24 protein-coding genes and 1 tRNA gene are annotated in these 22,890 nt (G+C 64.5%); 16 read left to right on the forward strand and 9 right to left on the reverse strand.

Translation table 11 applies throughout. The features are described from left to right. Window positions 1-290: 290 nt before the first annotated feature. Window positions 291-761 carry a pyridoxamine 5'-phosphate oxidase family protein gene (locus AX724_RS10020; protein WP_066765864.1) on the reverse strand — a complete coding sequence of 157 codons (471 nt, stop codon included), beginning with the start codon at window positions 759-761 and terminating at the stop codon, window positions 291-293. Between the two features lie 100 nt (window positions 762-861). Between AX724_RS10020 and AX724_RS10025 the strand changes: the two genes are divergently transcribed. The 11 genes from AX724_RS10025 to AX724_RS10075 all read left to right on the forward strand — a co-directional run bounded on the left by AX724_RS10025 (window position 862) and on the right by AX724_RS10075 (window position 10,109). Further along, window positions 862-1,437 carry a NifU family protein gene (locus AX724_RS10025; RefSeq protein ID WP_066765927.1) on the forward strand — a complete coding sequence of 192 codons (576 nt, stop codon included), beginning with the start codon at window positions 862-864 and terminating at the stop codon, window positions 1,435-1,437. A gap of 99 nt (window positions 1,438-1,536) precedes the next feature. Further along, on the forward strand, window positions 1,537-2,166 hold the full coding sequence (tsaB, locus tag AX724_RS10030) for a tRNA (adenosine(37)-N6)-threonylcarbamoyltransferase complex dimerization subunit type 1 TsaB (RefSeq protein ID WP_066765866.1): 630 nt from the start codon (window positions 1,537-1,539) through the stop codon (window positions 2,164-2,166). Beyond that, window positions 2,163-2,642 (forward strand): GNAT family N-acetyltransferase, encoded by a 480-nt coding sequence (locus AX724_RS10035; RefSeq protein WP_066765868.1) that lies wholly within the window; start codon window positions 2,163-2,165, stop codon window positions 2,640-2,642. Before tsaB ends, AX724_RS10035 begins: the two co-directional genes overlap by 4 nt. Window positions 2,643-2,754: 112 nt before the next feature. After that, window positions 2,755-3,180, forward strand: coding sequence for a MucR family transcriptional regulator (locus tag AX724_RS10040; RefSeq protein ID WP_066765869.1), 426 nt, complete (start codon window positions 2,755-2,757; stop codon window positions 3,178-3,180). A gap of 120 nt (window positions 3,181-3,300) precedes the next feature. After that, window positions 3,301-3,723 (forward strand): Fur family transcriptional regulator, encoded by a 423-nt coding sequence (locus tag AX724_RS10045; protein ID WP_066765870.1) that lies wholly within the window; start codon window positions 3,301-3,303, stop codon window positions 3,721-3,723. 7 nt (window positions 3,724-3,730) lie between these two features. After that, the gene (locus AX724_RS10050) at window positions 3,731-4,465 is read left to right on the forward strand and encodes a lysophospholipid acyltransferase family protein (RefSeq protein WP_066765873.1); all 735 of its coding nucleotides are present in this window, start codon (window positions 3,731-3,733) and stop codon (window positions 4,463-4,465) included. Window positions 4,466-4,514: 49 nt separating this feature from the next. After that, on the forward strand, window positions 4,515-5,861 hold the full coding sequence (gene miaB / locus AX724_RS10055; RefSeq protein ID WP_066765874.1) for a tRNA (N6-isopentenyl adenosine(37)-C2)-methylthiotransferase MiaB: 1,347 nt from the start codon (window positions 4,515-4,517) through the stop codon (window positions 5,859-5,861). Window positions 5,862-5,959: 98 nt separating this feature from the next. After that, window positions 5,960-6,967, forward strand: coding sequence for a PhoH family protein (locus AX724_RS10060; protein ID WP_066765876.1), 1,008 nt, complete (start codon window positions 5,960-5,962; stop codon window positions 6,965-6,967). 99 nt (window positions 6,968-7,066) lie between these two features. Next, complete coding sequence (ybeY, locus tag AX724_RS10065; protein WP_066765878.1) at window positions 7,067-7,579, forward strand: rRNA maturation RNase YbeY; 513 nt, start codon at window positions 7,067-7,069, stop codon at window positions 7,577-7,579. Window positions 7,580-7,587: 8 nt separating this feature from the next. Further along, entirely contained in the window at window positions 7,588-8,517 is a 930-nt protein-coding gene (locus tag AX724_RS10070) for a hemolysin family protein (protein WP_066765880.1), read from the forward strand. Between the two features lie 104 nt (window positions 8,518-8,621). Next, window positions 8,622-10,109, forward strand: coding sequence for a DUF2142 domain-containing protein (locus tag AX724_RS10075; protein ID WP_066765882.1), 1,488 nt, complete (start codon window positions 8,622-8,624; stop codon window positions 10,107-10,109). Here the strand turns inward: AX724_RS10075 and AX724_RS10080 are convergent. The 4 genes from AX724_RS10080 to AX724_RS10095 are packed head-to-tail and all read right to left on the reverse strand — an operon-like array spanning window position 10,074 to window position 13,838. Beyond that, window positions 10,074-10,724, reverse strand: a complete 651-nt coding sequence (locus AX724_RS10080) for a phosphatase PAP2 family protein (protein WP_066765885.1) — start codon at window positions 10,722-10,724, stop codon at window positions 10,074-10,076. The genes AX724_RS10075 and AX724_RS10080 overlap by 36 nt on opposite strands. Further along, a complete protein-coding gene (gene lpdA, locus AX724_RS10085) occupies window positions 10,702-12,099 on the reverse strand; it encodes a dihydrolipoyl dehydrogenase (RefSeq protein WP_066765887.1) in 1,398 nt (465 codons plus the stop codon). The genes AX724_RS10080 and lpdA overlap by 23 nt, the downstream gene beginning before the upstream one ends. Before the next feature lie 18 nt (window positions 12,100-12,117). Next, window positions 12,118-12,525 carry an acyl-CoA thioesterase gene (locus AX724_RS10090; RefSeq protein WP_066765889.1) on the reverse strand — a complete coding sequence of 136 codons (408 nt, stop codon included), beginning with the start codon at window positions 12,523-12,525 and terminating at the stop codon, window positions 12,118-12,120. Then, a complete protein-coding gene (locus AX724_RS10095; RefSeq protein ID WP_066765891.1) occupies window positions 12,525-13,838 on the reverse strand; it encodes a pyruvate dehydrogenase complex dihydrolipoamide acetyltransferase in 1,314 nt (437 codons plus the stop codon). Before AX724_RS10095 ends, AX724_RS10090 begins: the two co-directional genes overlap by 1 nt. Before the next feature lie 171 nt (window positions 13,839-14,009). On the opposite strand from AX724_RS10095, the gene AX724_RS10100 reads away from it, so the two are divergent. Next, window positions 14,010-14,465, forward strand: a complete 456-nt coding sequence (locus tag AX724_RS10100) for a universal stress protein (protein WP_066765893.1) — start codon at window positions 14,010-14,012, stop codon at window positions 14,463-14,465. A gap of 120 nt (window positions 14,466-14,585) precedes the next feature. Here the strand turns inward: AX724_RS10100 and rnr are convergent, their stop codons facing one another. After that, window positions 14,586-16,895, reverse strand: coding sequence for a ribonuclease R (rnr, locus tag AX724_RS10105; protein WP_066765928.1), 2,310 nt, complete (start codon window positions 16,893-16,895; stop codon window positions 14,586-14,588). A gap of 76 nt (window positions 16,896-16,971) precedes the next feature. On the opposite strand from rnr, the gene AX724_RS10110 reads away from it, so the two are divergent. Then, on the forward strand, window positions 16,972-17,373 hold the full coding sequence (locus tag AX724_RS10110; RefSeq protein ID WP_066765894.1) for a cupin domain-containing protein: 402 nt from the start codon (window positions 16,972-16,974) through the stop codon (window positions 17,371-17,373). 156 nt (window positions 17,374-17,529) lie between these two features. Here the strand turns inward: AX724_RS10110 and AX724_RS10115 are convergent, their stop codons facing one another. After that, on the reverse strand, window positions 17,530-18,183 hold the full coding sequence (locus AX724_RS10115; protein ID WP_066765895.1) for an MOSC domain-containing protein: 654 nt from the start codon (window positions 18,181-18,183) through the stop codon (window positions 17,530-17,532). 70 nt (window positions 18,184-18,253) lie between these two features. After that, window positions 18,254-18,472, reverse strand: coding sequence for a DUF2945 domain-containing protein (locus tag AX724_RS10120; protein WP_066765898.1), 219 nt, complete (start codon window positions 18,470-18,472; stop codon window positions 18,254-18,256). A gap of 126 nt (window positions 18,473-18,598) precedes the next feature. On the opposite strand from AX724_RS10120, the gene AX724_RS10125 reads away from it, so the two are divergent. Genes AX724_RS10125 through AX724_RS10135 form a run of 3 tightly spaced genes read left to right on the forward strand, consistent with a single transcriptional unit; the run spans window position 18,599 to window position 21,978 of the window. Beyond that, window positions 18,599-19,777 carry a glycosyltransferase family 4 protein gene (locus AX724_RS10125; RefSeq protein WP_066765899.1) on the forward strand — a complete coding sequence of 393 codons (1,179 nt, stop codon included), beginning with the start codon at window positions 18,599-18,601 and terminating at the stop codon, window positions 19,775-19,777. A gap of 27 nt (window positions 19,778-19,804) precedes the next feature. Then, a complete protein-coding gene (locus AX724_RS10130; RefSeq protein WP_066765901.1) occupies window positions 19,805-21,124 on the forward strand; it encodes a replication-associated recombination protein A in 1,320 nt (439 codons plus the stop codon). Beyond that, window positions 21,121-21,978 carry a hypothetical protein gene (locus AX724_RS10135; protein ID WP_156448046.1) on the forward strand — a complete coding sequence of 286 codons (858 nt, stop codon included), beginning with the start codon at window positions 21,121-21,123 and terminating at the stop codon, window positions 21,976-21,978. Before AX724_RS10130 ends, AX724_RS10135 begins: the two co-directional genes overlap by 4 nt. 6 nt (window positions 21,979-21,984) lie before the next feature. Here the strand turns inward: AX724_RS10135 and AX724_RS10140 are convergent. Continuing rightward, a tRNA-Thr gene (locus tag AX724_RS10140) sits at window positions 21,985-22,059 on the reverse strand. Window positions 22,060-22,890 lie beyond the last annotated feature (831 nt).

Consider the following 22,890-nt stretch of genomic DNA (forward strand, 5'->3'; position numbering starts at 1 on the left):
ATATGCTCACAAGTCGGCCGGGCGCCGGCCTGGTGCGAGACGACGCAGCAAGGGCGCAAGGCGGGTTACGAAACGACCCGCGTGAATAGGGAAGCCTCAAACAGCTTTGCGCAGACTTGTCATTGGCCGGTCCCCGCCGTTCAAGGCCAGGACGATCACGCTGCCAATCGCTGTGGGGCCAATATGGCCATCTGCTGCGCTGCGGCGCATATGGCGCACCGGCAGGCAAAAAGCAAGCGGCCCGGAAATGGCCCGGGCCGCCGCAATTTCTGTCCCTGATGATTTTCAGTTCAAAGCGCGACTTCGGCGTGCTTGCCCTTCATATCGGACCGGACATCGCCGCCGAACATCATCTTGAAGACACCCTTCAGCGACAGATCGGCAAGCCAGATTTCCGCCGTGCCAAGATCGTAACGCAGCATCAGCAGGCTGGGATCATCGCGGCCCTGTGGATACCATGCTTCCACCTGCTTGGACCAATATCGATCAATGATCGCCGGGTCGGTTTCCGGTGATAATGTCCCATCGATACAGGCGAACAGGCTGTGATCCTTTGCGGAAAACTGCGCCATGGCCGGACCGCCAGGAGCAAGCCGATTGTCTTTCGAGGTGTAGAACCAGAAGCAGTGGTTGGCGGCGGGGTCGAGCTGCGCGGTCATCGGCAGGCTATGCTCGCTGCTGTCTTCCAGCCCGACCATGACGAAGGGGCTGCTCGACAACTCTTTCCAGAACCGGTCGCGAATGTCGCTCGTGTCAGTCATAACCTGTCTCCTTTCGCTTTTCGCTTTGTTCTCCCAATCATCGGACCCTCGCGAAGTTCCGCCGCTTGATCTTGACCGCGTCTATCGCCACATGGGCGTCATGCTGATCGAGACCGAACTGACGCCCAATCCGGCGACCATTAAATTCCTGCCCGGCCGCGAAGTGATGGGTGCAGGAACTCGCGACTTCGCCTCCCCGGAAGAGGCGGAGGCATCGCCGCTCGCAGATGCCCTATTCGGCCTTGGCGACGTCACCGGCGTTTTCTTCGGCAGCGATTTCGTATCGGTAACCATAGCACCTGGCGCGGAATGGTCAGACGTGAAGCCCGATATACTGGCCACGCTGCTGGACCATTTTTCCGCCAATATGCCGCTCTTCGCGCCTGGATCGGCGGCCGGGATCGTGGTGCCGGATGGCGATGACGCCTTTGCGGACGATCCGGAGGATGCCGAGATCGTCGAGCAGATCCGAGACCTTATCGACACGCGCGTTCGCCCGGCCGTGGCCAATGACGGGGGCGACATCGTCTATCGCGGCTTCGACAAAGGCACCGTTTATCTCAAGATGCAGGGCGCATGCTCAGGCTGTCCGTCCTCCACCGCCACGCTGAAGAACGGGATTGAGCAGTTGCTCAAACATTATGTGCCCGAAGTGACCGAGGTGCGCGCGGTCTGACCCCGGTTCGGATCGACGCTGCGGCAATTGGCAAATCGCGGCGGATCGATTAACCGGCAGGAAAGTCTGCAGATGGCGGACACGTGACGGGGAATTTGCTTGCGCCTTCTGGTGATCGACACTGCCACTCAGGCCTTGTCCGTTGCGCTGCTGGAAAATGACGTCCCGATCGGGCGCTTTCACGAAATAGTGGGCCGGGGGCATGCCGAAGCGCTGCTGCCGGCGATCGCAGCCCTGCCGGACGGCGGACGGGCCGATAGGATCGTCGTGGATATCGGGCCGGGCAGCTTCACGGGAGTCCGCATCGGCATCGCCGCCGCGCGTGCGCTGGGGCTGGCGTGGCGGGTGCCAGTCCATGGATATAGCACCCCTGCCCTGATTGCGGCCATGGCCGCCCGCCAAAATGAGGCGGGAGGGCGCATCGCCGTCACCATAACCGGCGGACATGGCGAACTGTTCTGGCAATGGTTCGACCCTGCAGGCCGCGTCGCGGAAAGCCCCGTCGCATCGACCCTGATCGCTCAGCTGGCAGAGCAACTGGTCGCACCGGCCTATTATGGCACAGGTGCCGAAGCGCTGGTCACGGCGCGGGGCGCGGGCATCGCCGTCACCCTCTATCCTGACGCGGCAGACTATCCATTGATCGCCGACCAGCCTCTCCTCCCGCCCAGCCCGATCTACGGCCGGGGCGCCGATGCGATGACGATGGCGGAGCGCGCCGCGTCATGATGCCGGGTCTTTCGCTGGACATCTACGACCAGGGCGAACGCAACGCATTGGCCGATGCGATGGAGGTCATGGTCCGTGCCTTCGACCCGGCCTATGGCGAAGCCTGGACCCTGTCCCAACTGTCCGGGGTCATGCTCATGCCCGGCACATGGCTGACCGTAGCGCGTCTGGATGCGGCACCGCTGGGCTTTGCCCTGGTGCGGTCGGTGCTCGACGAATGCGAACTGCTGCTACTGGCCGTCGACCCGTCCTGGCGCGGCAAGGGGATCGGAGAGACCCTGCTGCGCGATTCCATGCTGACCGCTCGCCGCCGTGGAATAACATCGATGAATCTGGAGGTGCGCGCGACAAATAACGCCATAAGATTGTACGAAAAAAATGGCTTTGAATATGTACACCGCCGTCCCGGTTACTATCGCGGTAAGAATGGTCAACTTCACGACGCGCTCAGTTTCCGGCTCGATATGCTGATTTAAGGGGGATAAGCCCTTGCGCAAATGAACCGGGGGGTTTAGCGGTCCCCTACCGCTCCAGCATTCATTGTCCTCGGGCGGGTCGCACGACATACAGCCTTTGCAGGAAATAAAAATGGAAACTGAAACGGCCCAAAATGAGCTGCTGATTACTTTGACTTCGGACATTGTCGCCGCACATGTCTCGAATAACAGCGTCGCCGTCTCCGACGTGTCGACGCTGATCCAGAATGTGCATGCCGCGCTTGCCAATCTCAGTCAGCCTGCGCCCGCTCCTGAAGTAAAGCCTGAACCCGCCGTGTCCGTACGCTCGTCGGTCAAGCCGGATTACATCATCTGCCTGGAAGATGGTAAGAAGCTGAAGATGCTGAAGCGCCACCTGATGACCCATTATCAGATGACGCCGGAAGATTATCGCGCCAAATGGGGTCTGCCCGCAGACTATCCGATGGTCGCGCCTAACTATGCAGAACAGCGTCGCAGCCTGGCCAAGAAGATCGGCCTTGGCACAAAGCGTCGCCGCACCCGCGCGGCAAAATAATCTGTCGCACGCTCGACTGCATGAAGGACAAGGGCGCATCGGCGATGCGCCCTTCCCTGTTTTTGCAAATGTCGCTACCCTTGCACTTCCCTGCCGCACCGATCCAATAAGCGAGCCTGCATGAACCGCAAAATCGACGTCGAAGCCTTGTGTCACGAAAAGGGGCTGCGCATCACGGAGCAGCGCCGCGTGATCGCCCAGGTGCTGAGCGACGCCACCGATCATCCCGATGTGGAGGAGTTGCACAGGCGAGCAGCCGCGATCGATCCCGGCATATCAATCGCGACAGTGTACCGGACGGTTCGCCTGTTCGAGGAAGCGGGCATATTGGAACGGCATGACTTTGGCGACGGACGCGCCCGCTACGAAGCCGCCCCGGAATCCCATCACGATCATCTGATCGATGTGGAAACCGGCAACGTCATCGAATTCGTCGATCCCGAACTGGAGCAGTTGCAGAAGCAGATCGCGGAGAAGCTTGGCTTCCGGTTGGTCGACCATAGAATGGAACTGTACGGCGTCGCGCTCGACCGGAAGAACTGACACATCCTTGGCGCGCGCCCGCAGACTGTTGCGCATAGGCGCGCTGGTGTGCAGCCTGCTATTCTGCCTCATCCCGCATCTGGCCTGGCGGGCCATCCGCCGCCCTTCGCCCTGGCCGCGCCTCTTCCTGGCGATGGCCGCGCGGTCCGTCGGCGCGCGCGTGCGCATCGAAGGCGCGCCACAAGGCGGCGACATGTTCCTGCTCGCCAATCATGTCAGCTGGATCGACATTTTGGCGCTGGGCGGCGCGACCGGCACCGCCTTCGTCTCGCATGACGGCGTGGCAGGCTGGCCGGTGATCGGCTGGCTGGCGGCGCAGAACAACACGCTCTTCGTCGCCCGCGAACGGCGCGGCGCGCTGTCGTCACAATTGGAATCCCTGCGCGCCGCCATGTTAGGGCATCAGCCGGTTGCCCTTTTCCCCGAAGGCACCACGGGCGACGGCACAACCCTGCTCCCGTTCAAGCCGGCTCTGCTGGCCGTCCTTCTGCCTCCACCGCGGCCAGTCATGATCCAGCCAGTGCACATAGATTATGGCGCCAGCGCGCGGGAAATCGCGTGGCATGGCGCTGAGACGGCGGGCGCGAACGCAAAGCGCATGCTGGAGAGGCGCGGCGCGTTGACAGTCACCCTGCGCTTCCTTCAGCCGTTTGATCCTGCGGACTGCGCCGATCGCAAAACCATCGCGATGCGGGCGCATGCGGCGATTGCCGCCAGCATGGCGGAACATGCAATTGCGTGATCACCAGCGCCCTTCCGCTTGGATGATACCCCCTGTATAGCTGGACCACATGAATCGATCCGACGCCCCCAAGACCCCCGCGACATTCCACGTCAAATCCTTCGGCTGCCAGATGAACGTCTATGACGGCGAGCGCATGGCGGAGATGCTGGGGACGCAGGGCATGACCGCCACCGCGGAGGGAACGGACGCCGACCTGGTCATCCTCAACACCTGCCACATTCGCGAAAAGGCCGTGGACAAGGTCTATTCGGACATCGGCCGCATGGTCCGGGAGGATGGCAGCCGCCCGATGATCGCTGTCGCCGGGTGCGTCGCGCAGGCGGAAGGCAGCGAGATCCAACGTCGCGCCCGCAATGTCGACATCGTCGTCGGCCCGCAAGCCTATCACCGGCTGCCCGACCTGATCGAAAAGGCCGGACGCGGAGAAGCTGCGGTCGACACCGACATGCCGCTGGCGTCCAAGTTCGGCGCGCTTCCCGCCCGCACGCGGCAGGCGCGTCCCGCTGCCTTCCTGACCATCATGGAGGGCTGCGACAAATTCTGCACCTATTGCGTGGTGCCCTATACGCGCGGGGCGGAGATCAGCCGGCCCTGGTCCGCCATCGTCGACGAGGCGAAGGCACTGGTCGATGGCGGAGCGCGCGAAATCACGCTGCTCGGCCAGAATGTCAACGCCTGGACCGGCGAGGATAGCGGGGGTCGGGCGCAGGGCATGGACGGCTTGGTCCGCGAATTGGCGAAAATCCCGGATCTGAGGCGTATCCGTTACACGACCAGCCACCCCAACGACATGAGCGATGGCCTGATCGCCGCGCATGGCGAAATCGACAAGCTGATGCCCTTCCTTCATTTGCCGGTCCAGTCGGGGAACGACCGTATCCTCAAGGCCATGAACCGCAGCCACAGCGCCGAAAGCTATCTGCGCATCATAGAGCGTGTGCGCGCGGCGCGGCCCGATATTGCGGTATCGGGCGACTTCATCGTCGGCTTTCCGGGCGAAAGCGAAGCGGAGTTTCAGGACACGCTGAAGATCGTGGAGCAGGTGGGCTACGCGCAATGCTACAGCTTCAAATATAGTCCGCGCCCCGGCACGCCCGCCGCCGACATGGATGACCAGATCGATCCGCAGGTGATGGACGATCGCCTCGCCCGGCTGCAGGCACTGCTCAACCGTCAGCAGTCGGCGTTCAACGCCGCCACGGTGGGACGGCGTACGGACATATTGCTGGAACGCAAGGGTCGCCATGCCGGGCAGTTGATCGGCAAGTCGCCCTGGCTCCAGTCAGTCGTGGTCGACGCGCCGAACCTGTCCATCGGCGACATGGTTGAAGTTGACATCATCAGCGCCGGCCCGAACAGCCTGGCCGGCGAAACAAGGAGGAAAGCCGCTTGAACCAAAGCCTCGTCCTTTCCGCATCAGCGGGAAAACCAGCTCCTCAGGCGCCAGAGTCCGGCGGAACACAGAGGATGACGAGCGAGGGAGGCTGCTGAATGTCCAAAAAGCCAAATCATCACAACCGCGCTGCGGATACCGCCGAGCGCGCCCGTTTGGAAGTCACGTTCGATCGGCCGCATCTGCTGACCACACTGTTCGGGCAATATGACCAGAATCTGGTCGCGATCGAGAATCGTCTGGGTGTCTATATCGCCGCGCGCGGCAACAAGCTGCAGATCGAGGGCGAGGCGCAGGCCGCGGCCCGCGCGCGCGAGGTGATGACTGGCCTCTACAACCGCATCGTCGCCGGACAGGAGATCGATGCGGGCGCGGTAGAGGCGGTGATCGCCATGTCTTCGGAACCTACGCTCGACGGCATCATCCGCGGCGATGTCGCCGAACCGCCCAAGGTGATGATCCGGACGCGCAAGAAGACCATCGTCCCGCGCTCCGCAACGCAGGTCACCTATATGGAGGCGCTGACCCGCAACGACATCATCTTCGCGCTCGGCCCGGCAGGCACCGGCAAGACCTACCTTGCCGTGGCGCAGGCAGTCAGCCAGCTCATTACCGGCAGCGTCGATCGGTTGATCCTCTCGCGCCCCGCCGTGGAAGCGGGCGAGCGACTCGGCTTTCTGCCGGGCGACATGAAGGAGAAGGTCGATCCCTATCTCCGCCCGATCTACGATGCACTCTACGACACGCTGCCCGCCGAGCAGGTCGAGCGCCGCATCGCGAGCGGGGAGATAGAGATCGCGCCGCTCGCCTTCATGCGCGGTCGCACCCTGGCCAATGCCTTCATCGTTCTGGACGAGGCGCAGAACACCACCATCGCTCAGATGAAGATGTTCCTGACCCGTTTCGGCGAAGGCAGCCGCATGGTCATCTGCGGCGATCCAAAGCAGGTCGACCTTCCGCAGCCGGGCATTTCCGGCCTCGCCGACGCCGTCGTCCGGCTGGACGGCGTGGACGGCATCGCCATGGTGCCCTTCGGCATCGGCGACGTGGTCCGCCATCCTGTCGTCGGCCGCATCGTCCAGGCTTATGAGGGCCCGGATGCGTGACCTGACCCACAGGCTGTTCGCGCTGAGCCGGTCGACCGGCTCAGCCGGGGGGAGCGAGGCGCCCCGGACTTCGCTCCACCCGAACGGAATATCGCCATCATGATCGAGGTCGCGCTCCTACACGAAGACGGCTGGCCCGGTGCGGACTGGGAGATGCTGGCGCAGCGCGCGGTCGTGGCGGCGATCGCGCACAGCCCCTACGCTGCCTTCGCGACCGACGCCGCGCTCTATGAAGTCGCGGTGAAGCTTACCTCCGACGAAGAGGTGCACGGCCTCAACCGCACCTATCGCGACAAGGACAAGCCGACCAACGTCCTGTCCTTCCCGATGGTGCAAGAGGATCTGCTCCAGGCGACCGCAAATACGGACGATGGCGAAGTCCTGCTGGGCGATATCGTGCTAGCCGAAGGCGTATGTGCGGCCGAAGCGGCGGACAAAGGCATTTCCGTCGCCGATCATGCCGCCCACCTTATCGTGCACGGTACTTTTCATTTGCTCGGCTACGACCATATGGACGACAATGAGGCCGAAGCGATGGAGGCACTGGAAATTGCCGCGCTCGCCTCGCTTGGACTTTCCGATCCCTATGGGGATCGCGCAACAGGGGACTAAGGATAGCAATGGCTGACGACGGCACCACTTCGAAAGAAGCGGACAGTAGCGGCGAAGGCGGCATATGGAGCGGCATCAAGTCGCTCCTTTTCGGTGAAGGCGAAGAATCCAGCCTCCGCAGGGAGCTGGAAGAAGCGCTGGACGAATATGACGAAGAGGCACAGGGCGAAGCCGGAAGCACGCCATCCAAGGGCGACCTGTCCGCTATAGAGCGGCAGATGGTCCGCAATCTGCTCCATTTTTCCGAACATACCGTCGATGACGTGGCGGTGCCGCGGGCGGACATCATTGCGATCGAGGAAAAGGCGAGCTTCGCAGAGCTTGCCGCCCTGTTCGCCGAAGCCGGGCATAGCCGCATACCGGTCTATCGGGACAATCTCGACACCATCGTGGGCATGATCCACATCCGCGATGCCTTCGCGATCCTGGCCGGCAAGGCGCCGGTGCCCGAAACGCTCGAACCGCTGATCCGGCAGCCGCTCTATGTGCCCGAAAGCATGGGGGCGCTCGATCTGCTCGCTGAGATGCGAGCCAAGCGTACGCATCTCGCCATCGTGCTGGACGAATATTCGGGCACCGAAGGCCTCCTCACCTTCGAGGATCTGGTCGAGGAAATCGTCGGCGAGGTCGAGGACGAGCATGACGATGCGCCCGAGGCCATGCTGGTCCCGCTGGAGGATGGCCTGTGGGAGGCGGACGCACGGGCGGAACTGGACGATGTCGCGAAGGAGATCGACGAGAGGCTGGGCGATATCGAAGAGGATGTCGATACGCTGGGTGGCCTTGCCTTCATCCTTGCCGGCCGCGTCCCTGACCCCGGCGAGATATTGCTGCATGAGGAAAGCGGCTGGAAGCTGGAAATCGTTGCAAGCGACGGCCGTCGAGTCACAAGACTGCGGCTGCATCCGCCCGTCGGACAACCGCGGGAAGAGGAATGAGGCCCCGGCATAGTCGAAGCATCGACCGGAACTGAAGCCGCAAGCCGCGAGAAACATTCTCCGATAGTCGCGAAATATTAAGCCGGGGCGAATAGTTGCGGCTTATGAGATACGGGCGGATGAAGCGGCAAGATGGTCATGGCGCGGACATGCTGTTCGCGGCGCCGTGGAGCCTGTCGGAAAAGCTGTTGCTGGCGGCGATCTGCGCCGCGACGCTGTTCTTCGCGCTGGTGACGCCGCCGTTCCAGGCTCCCGACGAGAACCAGCATTATATGAAGGCGTTGACCCTGATGCAGGGTCGGCTGCTGACGGAACAGCGGGGAGAAGCGATCGGAGCGGACCTGCCGCGCGCGGCGCTCGACATCCATGCGGTCGATTTTCCGTCCGATGTCCCGCCGGACCTTCGCCATTTCACGGCTGAGCAACTGACGGACAGCGCGGCTGCGGACGGCGGGCGATCGGGGGTGGCCTTTGCCGATTTCCCCAACGTCGCCAGCTATTCCCCCTCGCTCTACGCGTCCGGCGCTGCGGGACTCGCGCTGGGCAAAGCTGCCGGGCTGCCCTGGATCGAAGCCTTTTATGCCGGGCGGCTGGTCAATGCGCTGGCAGGGCTGGCTTTGCTTGTCGCGGCGCTGACACTGCTCCCCTTCGGACGCAACGCCATGCTCGGCACGGCTCTCCTGCCGACCTTCGCCTATCAGACCGGATCGCTGTCGCCCGATGCCCTCATCAACGGCCTGGGCTTCCTGGGGCTCGCCCTGGCACTGAGGACCGGATTTATGGCGGCCGCGCCCGGACGCAGCCTTGCCTTGCTCGTGACAGCCCCGCTGCTGGCCCTGTGCAAGGGCGTGTATCTGCCGTTGATGGCCGCCGGCCTGCGCTGGCCATCGCAGCGCCGTGACTGGCGGCCGGCACTGATCCTGGCGGCCATGGCGCTCGGCGCGATTGGCTTCGTGGCGTGGATGCATCTGTCCGGCGGCAGCCAGGCGCTCTATCATATCCAGTCGCGCAAGACGGGCGAGACGATGATGACCGCGCCGTTGCGCGCGCAACTGGCAGTCATCCTTGCCGACCCTATCGGCTATATCCGCGTCCTGGTGTCGAGCGTGGCAGAACGCGCGCCTGTGTACGCGCTGCAGATTGTCGGCCGGTTCGGGTGGAACGCCATCCTCCTGCCCCTGCTCGCTTACCCCCTTGCCATGCTGATGCTGGCCGCAGCCGTCGCGAACGGATCGAGCGTGCGGTTCGGATGGAAGCAAAGGCTGTGGTGGCTGGCCGTCGCGGCGGGCATAGCGCTGCTGATCGAAACCGCCATGTATCTGACCGGCACGCCGCTCGCGGCGGACTATATTCAAGGGACGCAGGGCCGCTACTTCCTGCCGGTCCTGCCGCTGGTGCTGATCGCCCTTTCCCCCGCCGGGCCGGTGCGAGGCGCAAGGGGGCTGCTTGCCGCGTCCGCGATCCTGCTGCTGATGATCGCGGCCGTGACGGTGTACGACAGTTTCTGGGTGCATGGCTTCATCACCAGCGACGGCATGCCGCCGCATCAAAGCCTGCTACGGGCGTTCCTGCTCCCCTCCCCGCGCTGGTAGCCAGAGGCGGCAGAAGGCGAGCCAGCCCAGCCCCTCAATCCAGCCGGCGACCACATCGCTCGGCCAGTGGACGCCCAGCCATATCCGGCTGGCCCCGATCAGCAGGACCATGGCAGCGGCGGCGACATAAGCGCTCGCCCGGACTGCCAGCAACGCCAGCGCACCGAAGACCATCATGTTCCCCGCCGCATGGCCGCTGGGGAAACTGTAGGTGTGAACGATGTCGAGGTGCGGCAGCAGGTCGGGGCGGGGCGCGGCGAATATCTGCTTGAGCGCGAGGTTCAGCAGCGTGCCGCCGGCAATCGTCAGCGCCAGCCATATGGCGGATCGACGAAACCCGAACCAGAGGAGCGGCGCGAGCAGGACGGCAAGCAATACAAGCCGCCCTCCCGTCCCTCCGACGGCGGAGGCAAGGCGCATGACGGTGGTGACATGGTCGCCCATGCCCGTGGCGCGCGCCTGCCCCGCCGTCTCCATCAGTTCGACATTCACTCCATCGAGCCATCCCGCCCGTTGCGAGAGCGCGATGAGGAGGACGCAAAGCAGCGCGAGAGCCAAGGCCCCCGCACCCTTCGTGATCGATGACCGCCGATCAGATATGGAGCGCGCGTCCATAAGCGGCGAGCACGCTTTCGTGCATCGACTCCGAAATGGTCGGGTGCGGGAAGACCGTGTGCATCAGTTCCGCCTCGGTCGTCTCCAGCGTCTTGCCGATGGTATAGCCCTGGATCATCTCGGTCACTTCCGCGCCGATCATGTGTGCGCCCAGCAGCTCGCCCGTTTTGGCGTCGAACACCGTCTTGGTGAAGCCTTCCGCCTCGCCCAGCGCGATCGCCTTGCCATTGCCGATGAAGGGGAACATGCCGACCTTGACCTCGTAACCGGCTTCCTTCGCCTTCGCTTCGGTGAGGCCGACGCTGGCGATCTGCGGGTGGCAGTAGGTGCAGCCCGGGATGTTGCGCGGGTCCATCGCGTGCGGATGCTTGCCAGCGATGGCCTCGGCCGCGATCACACCTTCGTGGCTGGCCTTGTGCGCCAGCCATGGGGGGGCGGTGATGTCGCCAATGGCCCACAGCCCTTCGACATTGGTGCGGCACATCTCGTCGGTCTTCAGGAAGCCCCGATCGTCCACCGCAACGCCTAGTTCCTTGAGGCCGATGTCGGCGGTGTTGGGGACGATGCCGATGGCGACGATCATATGACTGAACTCGGCCGCCGTCTCCTTGCCAGCCTTGTCCTTGAGCTTGGCGGAAACGCCCTTGTCCGTGACCTTGATATCGCTGACGCCCGCCCCGGTCAGGATCGTCATGCCCTGCTTCTTCAACGCCTTTTCAAGAAAGGCGGAAACGTCGGCGTCCTCGACCGGTACGATGCGGTCCATCATCTCGACGACCGTCACGTCCGCGCCCATGTCATTGTAGAAGCTGGCGAACTCGATGCCGATCGCGCCCGAGCCGATGACGAGCAGCTTGGTGGGCATTTCGGGCGGCGTCATCGCATGGCGGTAGGTCCAGACGCGCTTGCCGTCCGCCGGCATGCCGGGAAGGTCGCGCGCCCGCGCGCCGGTGGCGAGGATGATGTTCTTCGCCGTCAGTTCCTCGGTCTTGCCGTCCCTGGTGACGCTGAGCTTGCCTTTGCCGGTCAGCTTGCCGTCGCCCATATGGACCGTGATCTTGTTTTTCTTCATCAGGTGCGTGACGCCCTGATTGAGCTGCTTGGCCACCCCGCGCGAGCGCTTCACGACCGCCGCGATGTCGGCGCTGATCTTTTCGGCGGCCAGGCCATAATCGCCGGCATGCTGCATATAATGATAGATTTCGGCCGACCGCAGCAGCGCCTTGGTCGGGATGCAGCCCCAGTTGAGGCAGATGCCGCCCAGATTTTCGCGCTCCACGATGGCGGTCTTCAATCCGAGCTGCGCGGCGCGGATCGCTGCGACATAGCCACCGGGGCCCGAACCCAGAACGATGAGATCGTAATTCTCAGCCATGATGTCTGTCTCTCTTGCTTATTCTGTTTCTGCCGGAAGCGGCGGCACGGACCGGGGCTGGCGGTCCTCACCGATCGCGACGAAGGTAAAGGTCGCGCGGGTCACGCGATAGCTGCGGTCGTCATGACGCGTCCGGCGCCAAGCTTCGACGTCGATCTTCATCGACGTGCGACCGACCGATTTGAGCGTGGCGAACACCGACACCTCGTCACCGACCACCACGGGACGAAGGAAGGTCATGCCTTCGACGGCGATCGTGACGGCGCGACCGTGGCTGTGCCGCGCTGCGACCGATCCCGCCGCCGAGTCCATCAGGCTCATCAGCCAGCCGCCGAATATGTCCCCGTAGGGATTGGTGTCGGCGGGCATGGCGATGACCCGGACCGCCGGGCTTGCTTCTGGCGGACTTTCGTCGGGATGGCTCATCAGGCGAGCAGGCCGATCGGATTTTCGATCAGTTCCTTGAATGCCTGCATCAGCCGGGCACCGTCCGCGCCGTCGATGGCGCGATGGTCGAAGCTGCCGGTGGCGGAAATGATCGTTGCGATCTGCACTGCGTCGTCGACGATATAGGGCCGCTTCTCACCCGCGCCGATGGCCATGATCATCGCCTGGGGCGGGTTGATCACCGCTTCGAACTGCTTGATGCCGAACATGCCCATATTGGACAGCGAGGCAGTGCCGCCCTGATATTCCTCGGGCTTGAGCTTGCCGTCTTTCGCGCGGGCGGCGAGATCCTTCATCGCGCCGGAGATGGAGGCGACACCGCGACCCGCCGCGTCAGTGACGATCGGCGTGATGAGGCCGCCGGGGATCGACACCGCGACGGAAATGTCCGCGCGCTGGAACTGGAGCATCTGGTCGCCGGCGAACTGCACATTGCACTCAGGCACCTGCATCAGCGCGACGCCAAGCGCCTTGATCAGCAGGTCGTTGACGGACAGCTTGACGTTGCGGCTGGCGAGGCCGGTGTTAAGTTCGCCGCGCAGTTTCAGCAGCTTGTCGAGCTGGATGTCGACGGTCAGGTAGATGTGCGGCACCTGCTGCTTGGATTCTGTCAGGCGGCGCGCGATCGTCTTGCGCATGCCGTTGAGCTTGATGACTTCGTGCGGAATGCCGAAGTCCTGCGCGGCGGCAGCGACGGGCGCGGGCGCAGCTGGGGCCGCCGCCGGGGCGGACGCGGCGGCGGACGGCGCGGATGCGGCCGCCGGAGCAGCGCCGGGCTGCGCCGCGTCGATGTCGGCCTTGACGATACGGCCGTTCGTGCCGCTGCCCTTGACGCTGGCAAGGTCGATGCCCTTCACCTCTGCAAGGCGGCGGGCGAGCGGGCTGGCCTTGATCCGGTCGCCCGATGCGACGGCGTCAGCCGCCTTTCCGGGAACCGGGTCGGCCTTCGGCGCGGCGGCGGCTGGCTCGGCCTTGGCGGGAACGGGATCGGCCTTGGGCGCTTCGGCCTTTGCCTCGCCGCCGCCCGCTGCCGCGGCCGCCACATCCTCGCCTTCTTCGGCGATGATGGCGATGACGGTGCCGACCTTCACGCCCTCGGAGCCTTCGGCAACCAGGATCTTGGCGACGACGCCTTCATCCACCGCCTCGAACTCCATTGTCGCCTTGTCGGTCTCGATCTCCGCCAGCAAGTCGCCGGACGACACAGTGTCGCCTTCCTTCACCAGCCACTTGGCGAGCGTGCCCTCCTCCATCGTCGGCGAAAGGGCGGGCATCTGGATCGTCTTGCTCATGGCAGGGCCTCTTCTCGAATTATCTGGCTGGCGCCGGTTTTCACCCATTTGCCGCATTGGTCAAGCAACGCCTTGCGAACCGCTGATTTATGGCTCACATTTCACCACTATGGTTCGTCGGCATGTTTTTCGGAACGTCGATGGATAGTTGGAGCAGCAAGGAGCGGGATCGTGCGCACATATCTGGTCGTTGTGGACGAATCGCCAGAGGCCGAAACCGCGCTGCGGTTCGCCGCGCGGCGGGCTGCCAAAACCGGCGGCGCGGTCCGCATCCTGGCGCTGATCCCGCCGGCCGAATTCGTGCAATGGGGCGGCGTCCAGGCAACGATGGAGGATGAAGCGTTGCAGCGCGCCGAGGCGCTGGTGACGAGCGCGGCCGGCACACTGTCGGACGAATCGGGTATCCGCCCCAGCATAACGGTGCGGCAGGGTGACGCGGTAACGGTCGTTCGCCGGACGCTGGAGGAAATGGACGATGTCGCTGCGCTGGTTCTGGGCGCGGCGGCCAGCGGCAACCCAGGCAAGCTGGTGTCCCACTTCGCCGGGGCGGACGCGGGCAAGTTGCCCTGCCCGATCATGGTCATCCCCGGCGGCCTGGACGCGGATGCCATCGACCGGTTGAGCTGAGACCGCGTTGGCCTTCATATTTGAACGTCATCCCAGCAAAGGCTGGGATCGCGTGCGGCTACATTCCGCCCTGCCTCCTGAGATCCCCGCCTCCGCTGGGATGACGAGATGCAGCACGGATCACCGCTTATGCCTCCCCCGCTTCGCCCCCATATGCCGGACGTTCGCGGGCCGGCCGCGCTTGATCCCGGGACGCGTCCGGTCCCGTTTCTGCATTCCGCCGCGCGGGGCGGGATTGTCGGGGAGCTCGAAGCGTAACGAGCCATTGATCGGGTCCGCTTCCGCCAGACGCAGGTCCAGCCGTTGCCCGACAGTGTATCGGTCGCCGCTTTCCGTCCCTTGCAAAGCCTTGCCCGCTTCATCGTAGAAGAAATGTTCGGCGCCAAGCGTGGATACCGGCACGAGGCCGTCGCCCCCCAGCCCCTCCACCGTGGCGAAGAAACCGAAATTCTGAACCCCGGTGATCCGCGCCGGCATCACCTCTCCCACATGGGCGGCGAGATACGCCGCGACATAGCGGTCGATCGTCTCTCGCTCCGCCTCCATCGCGCGGCGCTCATGGCCGGAGATCATCTCGCCCACCCGGCCCATATTCTCATAATCCTCCTGGCTGAGCGAGGAGCGTTCAGGAATGTCTTTCCCCTTGGGCGCGGGGAGTTCCAGGCCCCATGCGCCGACCAGCGCGCGATGCACCAACAGGTCGGCATAACGGCGAATGGGTGAGGTGAAGTGGGCGTAGCTGCCCAGCGCCAGGCCGAAATGGCCCATATTCTGCGGACTATAATAGGCCTGCGTCTGGCTGCGCAGGATCTGCTCCATGACCTGGGGCTTTTCCTCTGCCTCGCCGATCTTCGCGATCAACTGGTTGAAGGTGGAGGGCCGCACGACCTGCCCCAGCGCGAAGCTGATGTCGAAGGTAGCCAGATAATCCTTGAGCGCCACCAGCTTGTCGCGGCTGGGCGGCTCGTGCACGCGGTACATGACGGGCGCTTTCTTCTGTTCCAGCGCCTTTGCCGCCGCGACGTTGGCGGCGATCATATAATCCTCGATCAGCATGTGCGCGTCGAGCCGTTCGCGCACCGCGACGCTGATGATCCGACCCATATCGTCCAGCACGACCCGCCGTTCAGGCAGGTCCAGCGCCAGCGGATCGCGCGCGTCCCGCGCCTTACGCAGCAGCGCCCAGCATGCCCAGAGGGGCCTGAGCGCGGGTTCGAGCAGCGCATTGTCCTTCTGCCCGTCGATCGCTGCCTGCGCGTCTTCATAGGCGAGTACGGCGGCGACGCGGATCACTGCGCGGGCGAAGCGCCAGGCCGTGACCTTGCCATGGGCGTTGACGGTGAGGTGGCAGGCCATCGCCGCCCGGTCCTGTCCCGCGCGTAGCGAGCACATGTCGGACGAGAGTTCGTGCGGCAGCATCGGCACGACCTGATCGGGGAAATAGACGCTGTTGCCGCGCTTGCGCGCTTCCTTGTCCAGCGCGCTGCCGGGCCGGACATAGTAGCTGACGTCTGCAATGGCGACGATGGCCTTGAAGCCGCCGGGGTTGGCGGGATCGTCATCGGGCGCGGCCCAGACGGCGTCGTCATGATCGCGCGCATCGACCGGGTCGATCGCGACGATAGGCAGGTGGCGCAGATCCTCCCGATTGTCCTCATGGAGCGGCAGGGCGGACGCCTTTAACGCTTCCTCCTCCACCCGGTCGGGGAAGACATGGGGAATACCATGCTTGTGGATCGCGATCAGGCTGAAGCTGCGCGGGGCGAAAGGATCGCCCAATATGTCGGTGACCCGCGCCGATATGCGCGGCGGGCGGCCATGGGGCTCCGCGAGAACGAGGTCGCCGGGTTTCGCGTCCCCCGCGTCGCTGATCGGCGTGTCCTTGCGGATGCGCTTGTCCACCGGACGCAACCACAGCTTGCCATCCGCCATCTCCTCGACCACGCCCAGCAATTCCTCGCTGGCCTTGGCGAGTTTCTTCATGACGTGCGCGATCCAGCCGCGCCCGGCCTCCTCCGTCCGCGCAAGGATGCGGTCGCCGATGGTGAGCGCGCCCCTTTTGCCCCGCTCCACCACGCGCAGGCGCGGCGCGGGCTGGCCTTCCGCTTCCCACCGCTCGGGTGTGGCGATCAGCGTGGTATCGTCGACATCGATGATGCGCAGCACCGTGACCTTGGGCACGCCGCCCATCTTGTGGAAGGCCCGCGCCGGGCCGATGTCGATCAGCCCTTCGTCCGCCATGTCCTTCAGCAGCGCCTTCAGGGCGATCTTCTCCTGCCCCTTGAGGCCGAACGCCTTGGCGATCTCGCGCTTGCCGGCGGGCTGCTCGGACTCCGCGATGAAGGCGATGACCTGATCGCGGGTCGGGAATCCGGCGGGGCGCACCTTGTTGCCGGCGGCGGGCTTCTTGTGCTTTTGGGTCGATGCCATGAACCGGCTATAGGGATGCGGCCACTCGCTTACCAGTGGCATGGCGGGACCGACCGGCAGCATCGTTGACGCAGTTATGATCCCAGCCCTCATCCTGCTGCTCGCCGCCGCGACGCCCTCCCCCGATCCGGTAGTCGTGCAGAAGGAAGACGCGGAACATTATGTCTGGGGCGGGGTCAACGATGGCTGGCACCTGGTCAAGGGGGACGACCTGTCCGTGATCGCGGAGCGGCTGCAGCCCGGCAGCAGCGAGGTCCGGCATCGCCATGCAAAGGCGCGGCAGTTCTTCTACGTCCTGTCCGGCGAACTGACGATGGAGGCGGCGGGCGTGAGCCATCGCCTGACCGCAGGACAGGGGGTGGAGATCGCGCCGGGCACGCCCCATCAGGCGCAGAACCGGAGCGCCGCGCCGGTCGATATCCTCGTCATCTCCAGCCCCAAAAGCCATGGCGACCGGATTGAGGAACCGGCCGGCTGAAGCGACCGGATGTTGGAGATCGCGCGCTTAATTTCGCATATGTCCCGCAGGATCGAGCGTTTCGTTTCAAAAGTTGGAAATTTTCAGTCCCGGCAGTTCCCGTTGATCCATTCCCTTCTTTAGGCTGGAGACGGGAAATAGGACATGGCGGGCGTTTCAACCCGCCAGCTTCTCCGCGCGGCCGCGCCATGCTTCCGCCAGCACCGGCATCGCAGCCAGCGCCCGGACGGCGGCGGGATCGGTCCGATGGCCACCGCCGATCAGCAGATGGAAGACGCGGGCGGCACTCCATTGGGGATAGGGGCGTTCGAGGAGCGACATGACGGCCCCGGCTTGCGCCTCCCCTTCGCTTATCACGCGGAAGTAGAGGCCAGCCCGCCCGGTCTTGATGATGGTCGCCATTACGTCCCGCGCGCCGAAGCGATGATCGAGCTTCCAGCAGGGCTGCCGGCCGTGACTGACCTCGACAATGGCGCTGCCCAGTGAAAAACGGTCGCCAAGGCAGATGTCCTCCTCCGTCATGCCGCGGCTCGCGATATTTTCGCCGAAGGCCCCGGGGGCATCGAACAGAGGATGACCGGGCTTGCGATCACGCCACCAGCCATAATGATCCTGCGGGTAAAGGTGGATCGCCTTGTCCCAGCCGCCATGATGGATGCGGTCCGCGACCGCGTCCCCGGCCAGCCCGTCCCATGTAACGCGGACGGCGCCGTCGACGGGGCGCTTGCCGATGGCGCTGTGATCGTCGCCGCGAAACGGCATGGGTGTGCCGACCAGCAGCGCGTCGACGGTCATGAAAGGCGTGCTCATGCGCACGCCATGCCATCATGGCAGGCACAAGGCGATGGCCGTTTTGAACGGGCCGGCCCGCACGGCGATTTCAGCCCGCGCTCAGTTCCGATCCGAGCTTGAGGACTTCGCCGCCACGATCGACACTGATGAGGAATGCGGGGTCCCGGCGCGATCCGTTGCGGCGAACCGGCCTTCCTTCGATCACCCGTTCGACCTGTCCTTCGAACCTTTCGGCAATGCGTCCCCGGCCGACGCCCTGCCCCCAGTTCCACCTGACCCGCATTCCCTTACGGAAAGTCTCGGTCATTTTCAGCACTCTCTCCTGTTCGGGCGCATGCCGCGCCGGCCGGCTTTCTCTACAACGATGCCATAATCCCTGGCCGCCTGCAGGGTTCCCTTGGGTTTTGCGGATGGATCGTCTACAGGCGCCGCGATGGATGTTACCGGCCTTCGTGTCGCCCTGTTCAGCGGCAATTATAATTATGTGCGCGACGGCGCTAACCAGGCGCTCAACCGCTTCGTGGGATATTTGCTGCGTCAGGGCGCCACCGTCCGGGTCTATTCGCCGACGGTGGCCAGTCCGGCCTTCGAACCGACGGGCGAACTGGTGAGCGCGCCGTCCTTTGCCGTGCCGGGGCGCAAGGAATATCGCGTCCCCTATCGGTTGTCGGCCGGATTGCGCCGCGACCTCAAGGCGTTTGCGCCCAACCTCGTCCATGTCGCCAGTCCCGATCCGCTCTGCCACCGGGCCCTTAGCTGGGCACGGCGCAGGAACATCCCCACGGTGGCGTCGGTGCATACGCGGTTCGAGACCTATCCGCGCTACTACGGACTGGCTTTCCTGGAGCCGTTGGTGCTGTCCATGCTGCGCCGCTTCTATCGCCGCTGCGACGCGATCGTCGCGCCGTCGGAATCGATGGCACAACTGCTGCGCGAGCAGCGGATGAACTATGATGTCGGCATCTGGACGCGGGGGATCGACCGCGACATCTTCAACCCGGAACGGCGCGACCTGGCCTGGCGGCGGTCGATGGGGATCGAGGATGACGCGCCGGTCATCGGCTTCATCGGCCGACTGGTGATGGAAAAGGGCCTGGACGTCTTTTCCGACACGGTCGACCGCCTGAGCGCGCGGCATGTGCGCCACAGGGTGCTGGTGGTGGGCGAAGGGCCGGCGCGCGAATGGTTCCAGAACCGCCTGCCCGGCGGCATCTTCACCGGGTTCCAGACGGGCGCTGACCTTGGCCGGGCGGTGGCGAGCATGGACATGCTGTTCAACCCGTCCGTCACCGAGACGTTCGGCAATGTCACGCTGGAAGCGATGGCCTGCGCGCTGCCCACGGTCGCGGCGCGCGCCACCGGCAGCGAAAGCCTGGTCACCGAAGGGGTGACCGGCCGGCTGATCCGCCCCGGCGCGATCGAGGATTTCGCCGACGCGCTCCAGACCTATTGCCTGGAGGCGGAGGTCCGCCAGCGGGCCGGGCAGGCAGCCCGTGCACGGGCGGAACGCAATGGATGGGATCAGGTGAACCAGGCTCTGGTCGACACCTATCTGCGCCTCATCCGCCAGCGATCGCATGGCCTGTCGCCCCGCTCCAGTCCGGTTCCATAATCGGCGCGAACGCCTATATCAGTCGGCATGGCCGACCTTTTCGCTTCCGATGATGTGCCAGCCGCCGATGGTCCGGCGGCCGATAGCCCGCTGGCCGACCGGCTGCGTCCCCGTACGCTGGACGAGGTGGTCGGGCAGGAGCATCTGACCGGTCCAGAGGGCGCGATCGGCAGGATGGTCGCGGCGGGGCGTCTTTCCTCCATCATCTTCTGGGGACCGCCCGGCACTGGCAAGACGACCATATCGCGCCTGTTGGCAGACGCGGTCGGCATGCGCTTCGAGCCGATCTCCGCCGTCTTTTCCGGCGTCGCCGACCTCAAGAAGGTGTTCGCCGCCGCACGCGAACATGGCCGACGCGGGGAAAAGACGCTGCTCTTCGTGGACGAGATCCACCGTTTCAACCGGGCGCAGCAGGACAGTTTCCTGCCCTTCGTCGAAGACGGCACGGTGACGCTGGTCGGTGCGACAACCGAAAATCCGAGTTTCGAACTCAATGCGGCGCTGCTGTCGCGGGCGCAGGTTCTGATCCTGCAGCGGCTGGATGCGGCGGCGCTGGAACAATTGCTGGAGCGCGCCGAAACGCTGACGGGCCGGCCCCTGCCGCTGGACGACGCCGCGCGCGAGGCATTGCTGGCGAGCGCAGACGGCGACGGGCGTTTCCTGCTGAACCAGGTGGAGACGCTCTATTCCATAGACATTGGCGAGCCGCTCGATCCAGCCGGGCTTTCGGCGCTGCTGCACCGGCGGGTCGCAGTCTATGACAAGGATCGGGAGGGGCATTACAACCTCATCTCCGCCCTGCACAAATCCTTGCGCGGGTCGGACCCGCAAGCAGCGCTCTATTATCTGGCGCGGATGCTGACAGCGGGGGAGGAACCGCTATACGTGCTGCGGCGGCTGGTACGGTTCGCGACCGAGGATATCGGCCTCGCTGACCCGCAGGCGGTGGTGCAATGCCTTGCCGCCAAGGACGCCTATGAATTTCTCGGCTCGCCGGAGGGCGAACTGGCGATCGTCCAAGCCTGCCTCTATTGCGCGACCGCGCCCAAATCGAACGCCGGCTATATGGCGATGAAGGCGTCCTTCCGATCGGCGCGGGAAACGGGATCGCTGATGCCCCCGATGAACATCGTCAATGCGCCGACCAAGCTTATGAAGCAGGTGGGGTACGGCAAGGGCTATCAATATGACCATGACGCGGCGGACGGCTTTTCCGGCGCGAACTATTGGCCGCAGGAGATGAGCCCGCAGGCCTTCTACGCACCCAGCGACCGGGGGTATGAGGCGCGGGTGGCGGAACGCATGGCCTATTGGGACAGGCTGAGGGCGGAGCGTGCCGAGACGTGATGCGTCGATTCACGCGCTTCGCCGCGATTGACTGGTCTGGAGCGAAAGGCATGCGGCACAAGGGGATCGCGGTCGCCCTGTGCGAGGAAGGCGATGCCGTTCCCCGACTGGTGGCGGCGCCGGACGGCGTCTGGTCGCGACAGGCGGTCGCCGACTGGCTGACCGGCGCGGCGGGCGATGCGCCTACCCTTTTCGGTTTCGACTTCAGCTTCGCGCCGCCCTTTGTCGCGCGGGGCAGTTATCTGCCGGGCGATACGGTGCCGCAGGGTGGGCCGGCCTTCTGGGCTTATGTCGACGCGATCTGCGACGACCCGGATCTGGGCGCGGCCAGCCTGCTGGAAGTCGCCCACCGCCGCCATTTCTATTTCGGCAAGGCGGACGGGGTGAAGGCGGCGTTCATGCACAATCGCGCCTGCGAGGCGCGCTACAACGCGGGTGGAGGGGGCAAGCCGTCCACCGTCTATGACGCGATCGGCGCGGCGCAGGTGGCCAAGGCCAGCTTTGCCGGGATGCGGCTGCTGCATCATGTCCATCGCCATGTCCCGATCTGGCCATTTGACGCACTTCCCCCGGCCGGATCGCTGGTCGTGGAAATCTATACCAGCATCGCCGCGCGGGCTGCCGGACGCCCCAAGGGCCGGACCAAGATGCGCGACGCGGCGGCGCTGAACGCCGCGCTGGCAGCCGTGGGATCGGCATCCCATGATGGCTCCGTACCGGACGATCATGGCGCGGACGCCATCCTGACCGCCGCATGGATGCGACAAGTGGCGGAAGACGCAGCGCTCTGGACCCCGGACGGCATGACGCCAGCCGTCGCGCGGACGGAAGGCTGGACGTTCGGGGTGACTTGAAGGGGGTGGTGCCGGCTGAGGGGATCGAACCCCCGACCTTCGGTTTACAAAACCGCTGCACTACCGCTGTGCTAAGCCGGCTGGATGGCGGACGCACTAATAGTCATGGGGACCATGGTCAACGGCGAAAAGCAGGGGGTGCGCGTGCGCCCGCTTCCCCCCTCGGCAGCGGCGGGACGAACTGACCTCGCGACAGAAGAAAATGGGGGCCGGCATCTCTGCCGGTCCCCACTTCCGTCGAGTCTTCCGATCCGCGTCTTTCCGAAGAAGGATGCGATCATCGGCCCGGCGATCCCGCGCGTCCGCTTCTGACGAAGCATGGCAAGGGGTTTGCTTCGGGCGTCCGGCCATAGGCCTTTACCCTCCGCCGATCGTCTCTTCCGCTCTGCCCGACGTTCACTTTCGCGCGTACCCGGCAGGGCTGTCCTGACGATTTGGCTTCCGATCCGGACGATCTTTTCAGATCGAACGCCCATCCACCGACCGATGCAGTAAATGGCTGATTTCTCATCCATTTTTTGGTTCGGATCGCTCCGGCCCCACTGCTTCGACAAGGGGATGGTGTCACCGATGCCGAGTCGCTCCAAGCAAAATCGGACAGGCTCATGACCGGCAGACTCGCAAATCTGTGGATAGATGTGGATAAGTTTTCGAGCGGTCCGCGACGCGCGGATGAACAGGCAAAATCGACGCCGGGCGTCGCCGCACAACCGACGAAGGTCGAACAGCCCGTTCGGGCGTTGGAGCCAAGCCTTTCACCGTCCAGCGGGTGGCAGCCAGGATCGATTGAGCCCGCGGGGTGGCGCATCCTCTTCCTTCCTAAAAATTTAAGCCATTTGAAACAAATGTTTAGGTCGTTGCCTCAGGTTCATGCAACCTCGATCAAGGTGGCGGGGTTGAACCGTTCGATTA

This window comes from Sphingobium sp. CCH11-B1 (assembly GCF_001556865.1).
Classification (GTDB): Bacteria; Pseudomonadota; Alphaproteobacteria; order Sphingomonadales; family Sphingomonadaceae; genus Sphingobium.

What these genes read in the sequence shown, in the direction of transcription:
- AX724_RS10020 (WP_066765864.1), bottom strand. Translation starts at nt 761, where the DNA reads ATGACTGACACGAGCGACATTCGCGACCGGTTCTGGAAAGAGTTGTCG.
- AX724_RS10025 (WP_066765927.1), top strand. Translation starts at nt 862, where the DNA reads ATGCTGATCGAGACCGAACTGACGCCCAATCCGGCGACCATTAAATTC.
- AX724_RS10035 (WP_066765868.1), top strand. Translation starts at nt 2,163, where the DNA reads ATGATGCCGGGTCTTTCGCTGGACATCTACGACCAGGGCGAACGCAAC.
- AX724_RS10040 (WP_066765869.1), top strand. Translation starts at nt 2,755, where the DNA reads ATGGAAACTGAAACGGCCCAAAATGAGCTGCTGATTACTTTGACTTCG.
- AX724_RS10045 (WP_066765870.1), top strand. Translation starts at nt 3,301, where the DNA reads ATGAACCGCAAAATCGACGTCGAAGCCTTGTGTCACGAAAAGGGGCTG.
- miaB (WP_066765874.1), top strand. Translation starts at nt 4,515, where the DNA reads ATGAATCGATCCGACGCCCCCAAGACCCCCGCGACATTCCACGTCAAA.
- AX724_RS10060 (WP_066765876.1), top strand. Translation starts at nt 5,960, where the DNA reads ATGTCCAAAAAGCCAAATCATCACAACCGCGCTGCGGATACCGCCGAG.
- ybeY (WP_066765878.1), top strand. Translation starts at nt 7,067, where the DNA reads ATGATCGAGGTCGCGCTCCTACACGAAGACGGCTGGCCCGGTGCGGAC.
- AX724_RS10070 (WP_066765880.1), top strand. Translation starts at nt 7,588, where the DNA reads ATGGCTGACGACGGCACCACTTCGAAAGAAGCGGACAGTAGCGGCGAA.
- AX724_RS10075 (WP_066765882.1), top strand. Translation starts at nt 8,622, where the DNA reads ATGAGATACGGGCGGATGAAGCGGCAAGATGGTCATGGCGCGGACATG.
- AX724_RS10080 (WP_066765885.1), bottom strand. Translation starts at nt 10,724, where the DNA reads ATGGACGCGCGCTCCATATCTGATCGGCGGTCATCGATCACGAAGGGT.
- lpdA (WP_066765887.1), bottom strand. Translation starts at nt 12,099, where the DNA reads ATGGCTGAGAATTACGATCTCATCGTTCTGGGTTCGGGCCCCGGTGGC.
- AX724_RS10090 (WP_066765889.1), bottom strand. Translation starts at nt 12,525, where the DNA reads ATGAGCCATCCCGACGAAAGTCCGCCAGAAGCAAGCCCGGCGGTCCGG.
- AX724_RS10095 (WP_066765891.1), bottom strand. Translation starts at nt 13,838, where the DNA reads ATGAGCAAGACGATCCAGATGCCCGCCCTTTCGCCGACGATGGAGGAG.
- rnr (WP_066765928.1), bottom strand. Translation starts at nt 16,895, where the DNA reads ATGGCATCGACCCAAAAGCACAAGAAGCCCGCCGCCGGCAACAAGGTG.
- AX724_RS10110 (WP_066765894.1), top strand. Translation starts at nt 16,972, where the DNA reads ATGATCCCAGCCCTCATCCTGCTGCTCGCCGCCGCGACGCCCTCCCCC.
- AX724_RS10115 (WP_066765895.1), bottom strand. Translation starts at nt 18,183, where the DNA reads ATGAGCACGCCTTTCATGACCGTCGACGCGCTGCTGGTCGGCACACCC.
- AX724_RS10120 (WP_066765898.1), bottom strand. Translation starts at nt 18,472, where the DNA reads ATGACCGAGACTTTCCGTAAGGGAATGCGGGTCAGGTGGAACTGGGGG.
- AX724_RS10125 (WP_066765899.1), top strand. Translation starts at nt 18,599, where the DNA reads ATGGATGTTACCGGCCTTCGTGTCGCCCTGTTCAGCGGCAATTATAAT.
- AX724_RS10130 (WP_066765901.1), top strand. Translation starts at nt 19,805, where the DNA reads ATGGCCGACCTTTTCGCTTCCGATGATGTGCCAGCCGCCGATGGTCCG.